Source organism: Citrobacter sp. BIDMC107 (genome assembly GCF_001037575.1).
GTDB classification, from domain to species: domain Bacteria; phylum Pseudomonadota; class Gammaproteobacteria; order Enterobacterales; family Enterobacteriaceae; genus Citrobacter; species Citrobacter freundii.
The window spans coordinates 2,817,575-2,830,187 of record NZ_KQ089848.1 but is presented as its reverse complement, the minus strand read 5'-3'; the positions used below and the strand labels follow the sequence as shown (position 1 = coordinate 2,830,187).

The window sequence follows — 12,613 nt, the reverse complement described above, 5'->3', positions numbered from 1 at the left end:
AACTATTTCAAGCGATAGTAAAGCTCACGGTATGACTTCGCCGCGACTTGCCAGCTAAAATCCATGGTCATGGCCTGGCGTTGTACAAACCGCCACAGCGAAGGCCGGGACCACAATACGAAAGCACGCCGGATCGCACGTAGTAGCGACCAGGCATTACTATCTTCAAATACAAACCCACTGGCGATACCGTCCGCCAGGTTTTCCAGCGAACTGTCAGAGACCGTATCAGCCAGCCCACCGGTGCGCCGCACCAGCGGCAGCGTGCCGTACTTCAGTCCATACAATTGCGTTAAGCCACATGGCTCAAAACGGCTGGGAACCAATATCACATCGGCCCCACCCATGATGCGGTGCGAGAAGGCTTCGTGATAGCCAATCTGCACGCCCACCTGGCCCGGATGTTCCGCCGCCGCGGCGAGGAAACCTTCCTGTAATACTGGGTCGCCCGCGCCAAGTAACGCCAGTTGCCCCCCCTGCTCTAACAGACCCGGCAGAGCCTCCAACACCAGATCCAACCCTTTCTGACTGGTCAGACGGCTGACTACGGCAAACAGAGGCACTTTGTCGTTAACCTTAAGTCCCATCGCGATCTGTAGCTGACGTTTGTTCTCCGCCTTTTCTTCCAGCGTGTCACGCGTATAGCGCGACGCCAGCAGCAGGTCGGTTTCCGGGCTCCAGATTTTTTCATCCACACCGTTCAGCACGCCGGAAAGCCGTCCTTCCCGATGACGCTGCTGCAACAGACCTTCCATACCATAGGCAAACTGCGGCTCGGTAATCTCCCGCGCGTAAGTTGGACTCACTGCCGTAATGTGGTCTGCGTAGTACAACCCTGCCTTCAGGAACGAAATCTGGCCGTTAAACTCCAGCCCGTGCACATTAAAGAACGACCATGGCAATTGGATGTCATCCATATGCTTTGCATAAAACATGCCTTGATAAGCCAGGTTGTGTACGGTGAACACCGATTTCGCCGGATGGCCGCGCGCCGCCAGATACGCTGGGGCCAGACCGGCATGCCAGTCGTGCGCATGCACCACATCCGGGCGCCAGAATGGGTCAAGGCCGCAGGCCATTTCACATCCGGCCCAGCCAAGCAACGCAAAACGCAGGACGTTATCGGTATAAGCGAACAGGTTGGTGTCGTGATACGGGCTACCGGGACGGTCGTAAAGATGCGGCGCGTCAATCAGGTAAATACCCACGCCGTTGAAATGCCCGAAAAGCAGCGTGATACGTCCAGCGAAGGTATCGCGACGCGTCACGACCTGTGCATCGGGAATGCCGCGACGAATATCTGGAAACGCCGGGAGCAACACGCGGGCATCCACGCCGTCCGCAATTTGCGCGGCAGGTAACGCCCCAATAACATCCGCCAGTCCCCCGGTTTTTAACAGGGGGAACATCTCTGAACAAACGTGTAAAACCTGCATTATCGCTCCTGTTTGATCTGCAGTTTGCGCAGCATTTCACGCGTGACCAGCACAATGCCTTCCTCTGAACGGTAGAAACGACGCGCATCTTCTTCCGCGTTTTCACCTATCACCATGCCTTCAGGAATAACGCAGGCGCGGTCGATAATGCAACGACGTAAGCGGCACGAACGTCCCACCCACACTTCAGGTAACAACACTGCCGAATCAATGTTACAGAATGAATTCACCCGCACTCGCGGGAACAGAACGGACTGCACCACTACCGAACCTGAAATTATGCATCCGCCAGAAACCAGCGAGTTCAGCGTCATTCCGTGGCTACCGGAACGGTCCTGCACAAATTTCGCCGGTGGCAGCGATTCCATGTGCGTTCGGATTGGCCAGTCCTGGTCGTACATATCCAGTTCAGGCGTCACCGAAGCCAGATCAAGGTTCGCCTTCCAGTAGGCTTCCAGCGTCCCCACATCGCGCCAGTACGGTTCGGATTCCGGGTCAGACTGCACGCAGGACAACGGGAATGGATGTGCATACGCCATGCCAGCTTCGGTGATTTTCGGGATAATGTCTTTGCCAAAATCGTGACTGGATTTTTCATCGAGATCATCTTCCGCTAGCAGTTCATACAGATAATCGGCGTTGAAAATGTAGATCCCCATACTGGCAAGAGATTTGGTCGGGTCGCCTGGCATGGCTGGCGGATTGGCGGGTTTTTCAACGAACTCGATAATTTTATCGGTGTCGTCCACGTCCATCACGCCAAACGCGCTGGCCTCTTCAATAGGCACTGGCATACAGGCCACGGTGCAACGCGCGCCCTTCTCGACGTGGTCGATCAGCATGCGTGAGTAGTCCTGCTTATAAATATGATCGCCCGCGAGGATCACCACGTATTCCGCTTTATAGCGTCGAATGATGTCCAGGTTTTGGGTCACCGCATCCGCCGTACCGCGATACCAGTTTTCACCCTGCATTCTCTGCTGGGCAGGCAGCAAATCGACAAACTCGTTCATCTCTTCGCTAAAGAACGACCAGCCGCGCTGAATATGCTGCACCAGCGTATGGGACTGGTACTGGGTGATCACGCCAATACGGCGGATCCCGGAGTTAATACAGTTGGATAAGGCAAAATCGATAATGCGGAACTTACCGCCAAAGTGCACAGCAGGTTTGGCACGTTTGTTGGTCAAATCTTTTAAGCGGGTACCGCGGCCACCGGCCAGGATCAGGGCAACAGATTTTAATGGCAGCTGGCGCGCCAACATTACACGATCGTTCTTCTCTAAACTCACCATGACTAACTCCTTTTTTATCTTCTCTGGAACACACACAGTCCGTGCGCAGGTCCCTGCCAGACAGCCGTAAGCACCGGATTATCCTCTCCGGCAAATGGGGGAATGGCATGCCATTCCCCTTCAGGTAAAACGATATCTGTCACCTCAAGCGTGGCGTTTATTGCAATCAGAAAACGGTCTGAAAGCTGGATTTGCATCTGCCTCGGGCCGTTTTGCCACTCATCCGCACTTAAGGGTTGTGCGTACTTATTCAGCCAACGAACATTGCCATCGCCCTCTTCCCACCAGCAATCCCCTGTTAATGCAGGGATTTGCCGGCGCAGATGAATCAGCGCGGCGGTAAATGTGGTTAGCCCACTGTTTGCCTGCTGCCAGTCCAGCCACGTTAAGGCGTTATCCTGACAGTAAGCGTTATTGTTGCCGTGCTGGCTATGACCATGCTCATCGCCCGCCAGCAACATCGGCGTCCCCTGGGAGAGCAACAGCGTAGTTAACAGCGCATGAATGCTGTCGCGCCGCCGCTCAATCAGGTCCAGCGTGCCGCCTAATCCTTCTTTACCATGATTGTCGCTGTAGTTATTGCTAGTGCCGTCGCGATTTTCCTCACCATTCGCTTCATTGTGCTTATTTGTGAAGCACACACAGTCGCGTAGCGTAAAACCGTCGTGCGCAGTCACCAGATTGACCGTGGCGCTGGGTTTGCGGCCCTGGCGTTTAAACACATCGCTGGATGCGGCAAAACGCCCGGCAAACTCGCCCAACGAGAGATTACGCTGGAGCCAAAAGCGTCGCGTCGCATCGCGGAAATGGTCATTCCACTCGGCAAACGGAGGGGGGAAATTCCCCACCTGATACCCGCCTTCACCAATATCCCACGGTTCCGCAATCAGCTTCACGCGTGAGAGCAGCGGACAGGTTTGGATCGCGGTAAACAGCGGCGCATCCTGACGAAACGCAGGTGTACGCCCCATGACGGAAGCCAAATCAAAACGAAAACCATCTACATGGCAGGTTTCAACCCAATAGCGCAGGCATTCACATGCGTATTCCACAACGCCAGGATGGCTCAAATTGAGGGTGTTCCCACAACCGGTCCAGTTGTAGTAATCACCATCGTCCCTGATCCAATAATAGCTACGGTTATCAATTCCGCGCAGCGAGAAGACAGGCCCTTCGAGATCCAGCTCGGCGCTGTGGTTCAAAACGATATCGAGAATGACCTCAATCCCCGCTTTGTGCAGCGCTTTTACCGCGTCGCGAAACTCATCAAGCGCACTCTCCGGCGAGCAGGCATAGGCCGGATGCAGCGCGAACATGGCCACCGGGTTGTAGCCCCAGTAGTTCGACAGGCCCAGCCGCTGAAGTCGCGGTTCGCTGGCAAAATGCGCCACCGGCAGCAGCTCCAGCGCGGTAATGCCGAGACGCTTGAAATAGTCGATCATCACCGGATGACCCAGCGCTTTATAGGTTCCGCGAATCTCTTCCGGCAGGTCAGGATGCAAATACGTCAACCCTTTGACATGCGCTTCGTAAATCACGGTATTGCCCCACGGCGTGCGCGGCGGGGCATCATCCTCCCAGTCATAATGATCGGACACCACCACGCCCTTCAGCGCGATGGCGGCATTATCATGGTGATCCGGTTCATTTAGCCCGCCGTGCAGCAGCGGGTTATCTTTTAACTCGCCCTCGACCCGACGGGCGCAAGGGTCGAGCAGCAGCTTGGCTGGGTTAAACCGGTGGCCCTGCTGCGGTTGCCATGGGCCATGGACGCGATAACCATAGCGCAGACCGGGCCGGGCGTTGGCCAGATAGCCGTGCCAGACATCGCCGCTACGCCCCGGCAGGTCGTAGCGGAGTTCGCAACCGTCCTCGTCAAATACGCATAATTCAACGCGTTCAGCGTGGGCTGAGAAGAGAGTAAAATTAACGCCATGGCCGTCATACGTTGCACCATGGGGGGTGGCGTTGCCGGTTGCCAGTTGCGTCATTCCCCCTCCCGAACCAGCCAGATCGTTGCCAACGGCGGCAACGTGAGGCTCAGTGAATGCTGACGACCATGACTGGCGATTTCATCACTGTGCACCGCACCGCCGTTGCCAGTATTGCTGCCGTGGTAATGCATCGAATCGGTATTGAGGATCTCACGCCATTTCCCCGACTGATTGATACCGAAGCGATAGCCGTGGCGGGGCACAGGCGTAAAGTTACTGACCACGATGATTTCATTGCCGACCTTGTCACGACGCACGAAAGCCAGCACCGAACGTTCTTTGTCATCCACCACCAGCCACTCAAAGCCATAGGCGTCAAAGTCGAGCTCGTGCAGCGCTTTGTGATGACGGTAGGTGTGGTTCAGATCACGCACCAGACGCTGTACGCCGTGATGCCAGTTATCACCGCCTTCCAGCAGGTGCCAGTCGAGGCTGGCATCATGGTTCCATTCACGTCCCTGCGCAAACTCGTTGCCCATAAACAGCAGTTTCTTACCGGGGAAGGCCCACATCCAGCCGTAGTAGGCGCGCAGGTTGGCAAACTTCTGCCACGCATCACCCGGCATGCGGTCGAGAATCGATTTCTTGCCGTGCACCACTTCATCGTGCGACAACGGCAGGACAAAGTTCTCGGTGTAGTTGTACAGCATGCCGAAGGTCAGCTTATCGTGGTGATGTTGGCGATAAACCGGATCCAGTTTCATGTAGTCCAGCGTGTCGTGCATCCAGCCGAGGTTCCACTTATACCAGAACCCTAAACCGCCCATGTCCTGCGGTCTTGAAACGCCGGCAAAGTCAGTGGACTCTTCCGCCATGCTCACCGCACCAGGCACCTGTTCGCCAAGAATACGGTTGGTATTGCGTAAAAACTCAATGGCTTCGAGGTTTTCACGACCACCAAATTCGTTCGGGACCCATTCCCCTTCTTTACGGCTGTAGTCGCGATAAATCATCGATGCCACGGCATCCACGCGCAGCGCGTCGATACCAAAGCGCTCAATCCAGTACAGGGCGTTGCCCACCAGATAGTTGCTGACTTCACGGCGGCCATAGTTGTAGATCAGCGTGTTCCAGTCCTGGTGATACCCTTCTCGCGGGTCGCTGTGCTCATACAGATTAGTGCCATCAAACTCTGCCAGACCAAAGTCGTCCGACGGGAAATGGCCCGGCACCCAGTCAAGAATGACGTTCAGCCCCGCCTGATGCGCGGCATTCACAAAATAGCGGAAGTCATCGCGCGTACCAAATCGACGGGTCGGCGCATACATGCCGGTAGGTTGGTAACCCCAGCTACCGTCGAACGGATGCTCGTTAATCGGCAACAGTTCAAGGTGGGTAAAGCCCATCCACTTGGCGTAAGGCACCAGCTGATCCGCCAGCTCGCGGTAGCTCAGCCAGAAGTTGTTATCGGTATGACGACGCCATGACCCCAGGTGCACTTCATAGATAGAGATTGGCGCATCAAACTGGTTGGCTTTTTTACGCTCCTCGCTTTGCACCACTTTTTCCGGCAGACCACAGATAAGCGACGCGGTTTCCGGGCGCATTTGCGCTTCAAAGGCGTAAGGGTCCGCTTTGATTCGCAGCTTACCGTTGGCATCGATCATCTCATATTTATACAGCTGACCATGCTGCGCACCGGGGATAAACAGCTCCCAGATACCGCTTTCTTTGCGCAGGCGCATCGGGTGGCGACGGCCATCCCAGTAGTTGAACTGCCCAACCACTGACACGCGTTGCGCGTTAGGCGCCCAGACGGAGAAGCGCGTGCCGGTTACGCCATCCATGGTATCCGCATGCGCGCCCAGCGTTTCGTAAGGTCGCAGGTGCGTACCTTCAGATAGCAGCCAGGCATCCATATCCTGGATCAGCGGGCCAAAACGATAAGGGTCATCAATCAGATTCTGCTGTCCATGCCAGACAACGGCCAACTGATAGCGAAAGAAATTTTTACGGCGGGGAAGTACTGCACAGAAAAAACCGCGAGAGTCGAGGCAGTCCAGCTTGCCGACTTTGCGTCCGGTTTTGGGTTCGATCACCCACACTTCGGTGGCGTCAGGTAATAGGGCGCGGACTTCAAGTCCAGCGTCAGTTTGGTGCATACCGAGTACGGAAAAAGGATCCGCAAAATGGCCTGCAATTAGCGCATTAATCACGTCTCTATCGATACGAACGGACATGGTTGTCATCCTGTTTTATGGTGTCACCCCTTCCAACTGATTTTCGACATCAGGTAGCGACACTTTTTTTGACCTGAACGGCGCAGCACAATTGTGCATCCTCTCTGCGTCGTCCCACCTTCAGGCAACAACTTAATACCTCCGGTACTAAGTCACCCTTAAAGAATAGCCAATGCTTTATCTTACTCCTGGTAAAAAATGAAACATCTGCGCTTACTCCTGTATTACGCAAAAAAAAGGGTGACTCAGCACCCTTTGATCATTAACAAACCATTACGCCAGTTGACGTAACATGCGGCGCAATGGCTCCGCAGCACCCCAAAGCAGCTGGTCACCTACGGTAAAGGCTGACAGGAACTCCGGTCCCATATTCAGCTTACGCAGACGACCTACTGGCGTGGTCAACGTGCCGGTAACGGCCGCCGGGGTTAACTCACGCATTGTGATTTCACGATCGTTTGGTACTACTTTCGCCCACGGGTTGTGCGCCGCCAGCAGTTCTTCCACGGTCGGAATAGACACATCTTTTTTCAGTTTGATGGTGAACGCCTGGCTGTGGCAGCGCAGCGCGCCGACGCGCACGCACAGACCATCAACCGGGATCACGGAAGACGTGTTGAGAATTTTGTTGGTTTCCGCCTGTCCCTTCCACTCTTCACGGCTCTGACCGTTATCGAGCTGTTTGTCGATCCACGGAATCAGGCTACCGGCCAGCGGTACGCCAAAGTTATCAACCGGCAGTTCACCGCTACGGGACAGGGTCGTCACTTTACGTTCGATGTCGAGAATAGCAGAGGATGGGGTCGCCAGCTCCTCGGCCACATGGCCATACAGATGGCCCATCTGAGACAACAGCTCGCGCATATGACGCGCGCCGCCGCCGGAAGCCGCCTGATAGGTCGCCACGGAGACCCAGTCGACCAGGTCATTGGCAAACAGGCCACCAAGGGACATCAGCATCAGGCTAACGGTGCAGTTACCGCCGACAAAGGTCTTAATACCTTTATTCAGGCCATCGGTGATGACATCCTGGTTAACCGGATCGAGAATAATGATGGCGTCGTCTTTCATACGCAGCGAAGAGGCCGCGTCAATCCAGTAACCCTGCCAACCGCTTTCACGAAGCTTTGGATAGATTTCGTTGGTATAATCGCCGCCCTGACAGGTCACGATGATATCGAGCGCCTTCAGCGCATCCAGATCAAAAGCGTCCTGAAGCGTGCCGGTCGCGGTTCCACCGAACGTCGGTGCCGCCTGCCCGAGCTGGGAAGTAGAAAAGAAAACAGGGCGAATGGCGTCGAAGTCACGCTCCTCAACCATGCGTTGCATGAGAACAGAGCCGACCATACCGCGCCAGCCGATAAAACCAACATTTTTCATAGCGTTTTTTTCCTGCAGAGATGTGTGCTGTGTATGTATGCCAGTGTCCTGGTGGCATATCCTTCACCATACAAAATGCAGCCAAAGTCGCAAGTGAAATTAATCAATGATAGCGAAGCCATCAGTAATGCGACTTATCCCGCTGCGCAAGCAAGCAGAAAGTCCGTGGTAATTATCAGGGAATTTGAGTTATGAATGAAATCATTTCAGCGGCAGTTTTATTGATCCTGATTATGGATCCACTCGGAAATCTGCCCATTTTCATGTCCGTATTGAAACATACCGAACCAAAACGCCGCCGCGCGATTATGATTCGCGAGCTGTTCATTGCGCTGTTGGTGATGCTGATATTCCTGTTTGCGGGCGAGAAAATTCTGGCATTTCTTAACCTGCGCGCGGAAACCGTTTCTATCTCCGGGGGCATCATTTTGTTCCTGATCGCCATTAAGATGATTTTCCCCAGCGCCACCGGGAATAGCACCGGGCTTCCGGCGGGTGAAGAGCCGTTTATCGTGCCGCTGGCGATCCCGCTGGTAGCCGGTCCGACAATCCTGGCTTCATTAATGCTGTTGTCGCATCAATACCCAAACCAGATGGGGCATCTGGTGATTGCGCTGCTGATCGCCTGGGGCGGTACGTTTGTGATTCTGTTGCAGTCGTCGCTGTTTTTGCGTCTGCTGGGGGAAAAAGGGGTGAACGCGCTGGAGCGCCTGATGGGGCTGATTCTGGTGATGATGGCCACCCAGATGTTCCTCGATGGCGTACGGATGTGGATGAAGGGGTGATGTACTCGTTTCACGCCGGGTGGCGGCTTCGCCTTACCCGGCCTACGATGTGGATGTGTGCTCATTTGTAGGCCCGGTAAGCATAGCGCCACCGAGCAATGGTGTTGAAACTGGAAGAACATGGCATTTCAGAGAACGGTTCCGTTCACGTTATGTTCGTTGCTTCTCTGGAGTTTCTTCATCGGTGAACGTGTTAAGGGGGCTACGCAGCCCCCTTAACAATCCCGGCTCTCCGGCAGGAAAATTGTTGCTGCGCAATACCCTCCGCTTATTCCTCCAGGCTACCGGGCCGGGCGCGAGGAAACGTCCCTGTAAAACGCGCCCTGAGCCAGCATCCATGCTGACTCCCCCGGCCTTACGGAAACACGTCGGCAATTTTCAGCCGGACCAGCCCACACCTGACCATCTGCGTTTTTATTTGAACAGGTTTGGACAGCAAAACAAATTTAACTGGAAGTCAGAGCGTTGAAGCGATGACACCGGTCCGGCTGAAAATCGATGAGGCGTTGACGGCTGACCGGGTCTGCCCGCAGGGATGCGGGCAGAGGGGACGGCCTGCAGGGACGCAGGCTCGGCCCCGACCCGACAGGCAGACGGAATAAGACGAATAACTCGCGCAGCGACGATTTTCCCGCCGGGAGCCTGGGTTGCAAGGGAGGCGGCGGTGAGCCTCCCTTGCACGTTCACGGGTATCAGCGCTTCAAAGAAATGACACCACTGAGGTGAACGGAAACCTGAGCAATAATCACATGTTCACCCTACATGCTTAACTGAACGGTATTGCGCTGTAATTTCAGGTATTCCTTATGCTTTTAAGTCGCTGATATAACGTATTTTCATTTCTGCGAGGCGCCTTCCGGAATGCCCTCTTGTCAGCATCGTGGATTAGCCTTATCTTCTCGCTGCACCTGCAAAATCAGGTGTCAGAATTAGCCTTCTGAAAATCATACTGGCGACATATACTTCTATGTCGTGCGACCGATTTCGTCTCAATGGCGGGTCGAGCGGGGGCGTCGCAAGACGCGCCGGTATCCAGTATGACCGGTAAGGCTAACTCCGCTCGATTCTGCCACCCGCGAGATTAGCCTCTCCGGTGGTGGTTTAAATAAAACATACTGGAGGCTGCCCTATGGCGACTACCCCTCTCTTTTCACACTCTTTATTTACCCTGCCCTTTAGCCATGCCACGGATTTCACCGAACTGGCGGATAACTGCGAGCGTTTTGTCGAAGGACTGGTTGAATGCCATGACCCGGTTGAAAAACTGGCGATTTGTGCACGTTTGTCGGCCTGTCTCGCATTATTGCAACCGACCTTAACGGAGCCTGTACCGCAGCATCTACAGGCCAGCCTGACGGTAGAAACCTTACCGACCCGTTTTCCCCTTTTCGAGCCTGAGCCCGACCAGATGGGGCGTTACTGCCAGCTTTTGACACATTTGCTGATGAGCAAAACGCTTTCTGATGATATGGAGCGAGTAGCGGGTGATTTGTTGCAGGATTTGGTGGGGTATTTCGCCGACACGCTGAAAGCGCCGCGTTGGTTGAAAACAGAGGATGGTGTGATGGTGCTGTAAAAAAGCCGGGTGGCGCTTGCGCTTACCCGGCCTACGATGCGGATGTGTGCTCGTTTCCAGGCCCGGTAAGCGCAAGCGCCACCGGGCAACAAGACTCAGCTCAACAGCTGGAAAGCAATCATACCGACAATCGCGCCGACCGTACCGAGGATGGTTTCCATCATCGTCCAGGTCTTCAACGTTTGTGCTTCCGTTGCGCCGGTAAATTTACCGAACAACCAGAAACCGGCGTCGTTAACGTGGCTGACCACGATCGAGCCGCCTGCGATACAAATAGACAGTGCCGCCATCTGTGCGCCGGAGAAGTTTAACTGTTCAATCACCGGCATCACCAGACCGACCGCCGTTAAGCAGGCCACAGTCGCGGAACCCTGAATGATACGCACCGCTGCCGCCAGCACGAAGCAGGTAATGGCAATCGGCAGACCCATTCCGGTTAACGCTTCGCCCAGCGCCGGACCGACGCCGGAATCAACCAGCACTTGTTTAAACACGCCACCTGCACCAATCACCAGCAGGATAATCCCCGCCGGTTGCAGCGCATGACCGCAGATCTCCATCACTTTGTCTTTTGGCATACCCTGGCGAATCGCCAGACCGTAAATCGCCACCAGACATGCAACCAGAATCGCGGTAAACGGGTGACCGATAAACTCAAACCATTCGTAAGTTGAAGAACCAACCGGCACAAAGCGCGCGGCGATGGTTTTCAGACCAACCAATACCAGCGGCAGCAGGATCAGCGACAAGCTAAAGCCGAAGGACGGCATTTTACCTTCGCCCAGATGCGGCTCGGTAATGTCATCAGGAATGTTCAACTCAACGTAACGGCTGATGAAATTACCCCACAGCGGCCCGGCGATAATCATGCCCGGAATCGCGGCACACAGGCCAATCAGGATCATCCAGCCAAAGTCAGCGTGCATCTGCGAAGCCAGCAACATCGGCGCTGGCCCCGGTAGTAAAAACGCCGCAGCCGCCGCTACACCTGCAAACAACGGAATGACTAATTTAACCAGGTTGGTACCGGTGTGACGCGCCATCGAGAACGCCACGCTGATCAGCAGCACAATCGCCACCTCAAAGAACAGCGGTAGCGCACAGATAAGCCCGGCCAGGCCAATCGCGTAATGTGCGCGGCTGTGGCCGAAGGATTTCAGCATTTTGACGGCAATTTGATCAACTGCGCCGGTCTCATGCAAAATCTTGCCGAACATCGCCCCCAACGCCACAACAATCGCCAGGAAACCGAGCGTGCCTCCCATCCCTTTTTCCATAGTCGCGGCGATTTTATCGAGCGGCATACCGGAAAAAAGACCTGCACCAATAGACACCACCATCAAAGCAAGGAAGGCGTGCATACGCGCCTTCATCACTAAAAACAGCAGTAATAAAACGGACCCTACTGCTGTTAAAACAAGCGTTAATGTACTCACTACTTACTGCCCTGGTTAATAACCTCAATGGTGCTGGCGACCACACCGTCCAGTGGTTGATCGATATCGACCACCAGTACATCGTTTTCATTCGCACCTGGTTCTTCCAGCGCTTCAAACTGGGTCACCAGCATCTGCGTTTTGAAGAAGTGGCCTTTACGCGCTTTTAGACGGCTTTCGATAACGTCAAAATCCCCTTTCAGATAGATGAAAGAGAGGTTCGGGTTACCGTCGCGTAGCTGGTCGCGATAGACTTTTTTCAGAGCGGAACAGACGATCAGCGAAACCTTGTTGGTACGCTGCATCGCAAAAGCGGCGTCATTCAGCGCCTGTAACCACGGTTTACGGTCATCATCGTTGAGTGGCTCACCGGAAGCCATTTTCATGATGTTGCTGCGCGGATGGAGAAAATCGCCATCAAGAAACGCGGCCTGCAGTTGATGCGCCACTTCGCTGGCGACAGCAGATTTACCGCTGCCCGATACGCCCATCAGAACGTAAACGTGGTGATCATGATTAGTCGTGCTCAAA

The 12,613-nt window shown here is 54.7% G+C and carries 9 protein-coding genes; 2 read left to right on the top strand and 7 right to left on the bottom strand.

Annotated elements, in window-relative coordinates; translation table 11 throughout:
- Window positions 1-2 precede the first annotated feature (2 nt).
- The 5 genes from glgA to asd form a co-directional block, all read right to left on the bottom strand.
- Entirely contained in the window at window positions 3-1,436 is a 1,434-nt protein-coding gene (glgA, locus tag SK39_RS13135; RefSeq protein WP_003023490.1) for a glycogen synthase GlgA, read from the bottom strand.
- Window positions 1,436-2,731, bottom strand: a complete 1,296-nt coding sequence (gene glgC / locus SK39_RS13130; protein WP_003023489.1) for a glucose-1-phosphate adenylyltransferase — start codon at window positions 2,729-2,731, stop codon at window positions 1,436-1,438. Before glgC ends, glgA begins: the two co-directional genes overlap by 1 nt.
- Before the next feature lie 14 nt (window positions 2,732-2,745).
- Window positions 2,746-4,722 carry a glycogen debranching protein GlgX gene (gene glgX, locus SK39_RS13125; RefSeq protein ID WP_048217077.1) on the bottom strand — a complete coding sequence of 659 codons (1,977 nt, stop codon included), beginning with the start codon at window positions 4,720-4,722 and terminating at the stop codon, window positions 2,746-2,748.
- A complete protein-coding gene (glgB, locus tag SK39_RS13120; protein WP_048217076.1) occupies window positions 4,719-6,905 on the bottom strand; it encodes a 1,4-alpha-glucan branching enzyme in 2,187 nt (728 codons plus the stop codon). The genes glgX and glgB overlap by 4 nt, the downstream gene beginning before the upstream one ends.
- A 273-nt stretch (window positions 6,906-7,178) precedes the next feature.
- The gene (gene asd, locus SK39_RS13115) at window positions 7,179-8,285 is read right to left on the bottom strand and encodes an aspartate-semialdehyde dehydrogenase (RefSeq protein ID WP_003837862.1); all 1,107 of its coding nucleotides are present in this window, start codon (window positions 8,283-8,285) and stop codon (window positions 7,179-7,181) included.
- A gap of 191 nt (window positions 8,286-8,476) precedes the next feature.
- Here asd and yhgN point away from each other — a divergent pair, with 191 nt between their 5' ends.
- Window positions 8,477-9,070, top strand: coding sequence for an NAAT family transporter YhgN (gene yhgN, locus SK39_RS13110; RefSeq protein ID WP_003023480.1), 594 nt, complete (start codon window positions 8,477-8,479; stop codon window positions 9,068-9,070).
- A gap of 1,129 nt (window positions 9,071-10,199) precedes the next feature.
- On the top strand, window positions 10,200-10,646 hold the full coding sequence (locus tag SK39_RS13105) for a lipoate--protein ligase family protein (protein ID WP_003846194.1): 447 nt from the start codon (window positions 10,200-10,202) through the stop codon (window positions 10,644-10,646).
- Between the two features lie 95 nt (window positions 10,647-10,741).
- Here SK39_RS13105 and gntU read toward each other — a convergent pair whose 3' ends face one another.
- Together gntU and gntK are read right to left on the bottom strand one after the other, a co-directional pair.
- On the bottom strand, window positions 10,742-12,082 hold the full coding sequence (gene gntU, locus SK39_RS13100; protein WP_003023477.1) for a gluconate transporter: 1,341 nt from the start codon (window positions 12,080-12,082) through the stop codon (window positions 10,742-10,744).
- Window positions 12,082-12,612 carry a gluconokinase gene (gene gntK / locus SK39_RS13095; protein ID WP_003023475.1) on the bottom strand — a complete coding sequence of 177 codons (531 nt, stop codon included), beginning with the start codon at window positions 12,610-12,612 and terminating at the stop codon, window positions 12,082-12,084. Before gntK ends, gntU begins: the two co-directional genes overlap by 1 nt.
- Window position 12,613 lies beyond the last annotated feature (1 nt).

Coding starts and splice junctions, on each gene's coding strand:
- SK39_RS13105 (WP_003846194.1), top strand. CDS start 10,200: ATGGCGACTACCCCTCTCTTTTCACACTCTTTATTTACCCTGCCCTTT.
- asd (WP_003837862.1), bottom strand. CDS start 8,285: ATGAAAAATGTTGGTTTTATCGGCTGGCGCGGTATGGTCGGCTCTGTT.
- glgC (WP_003023489.1), bottom strand. CDS start 2,731: ATGGTGAGTTTAGAGAAGAACGATCGTGTAATGTTGGCGCGCCAGCTG.
- yhgN (WP_003023480.1), top strand. CDS start 8,477: ATGAATGAAATCATTTCAGCGGCAGTTTTATTGATCCTGATTATGGAT.
- glgX (WP_048217077.1), bottom strand. CDS start 4,722: ATGACGCAACTGGCAACCGGCAACGCCACCCCCCATGGTGCAACGTAT.
- glgB (WP_048217076.1), bottom strand. CDS start 6,905: ATGTCCGTTCGTATCGATAGAGACGTGATTAATGCGCTAATTGCAGGC.
- glgA (WP_003023490.1), bottom strand. CDS start 1,436: ATGCAGGTTTTACACGTTTGTTCAGAGATGTTCCCCCTGTTAAAAACC.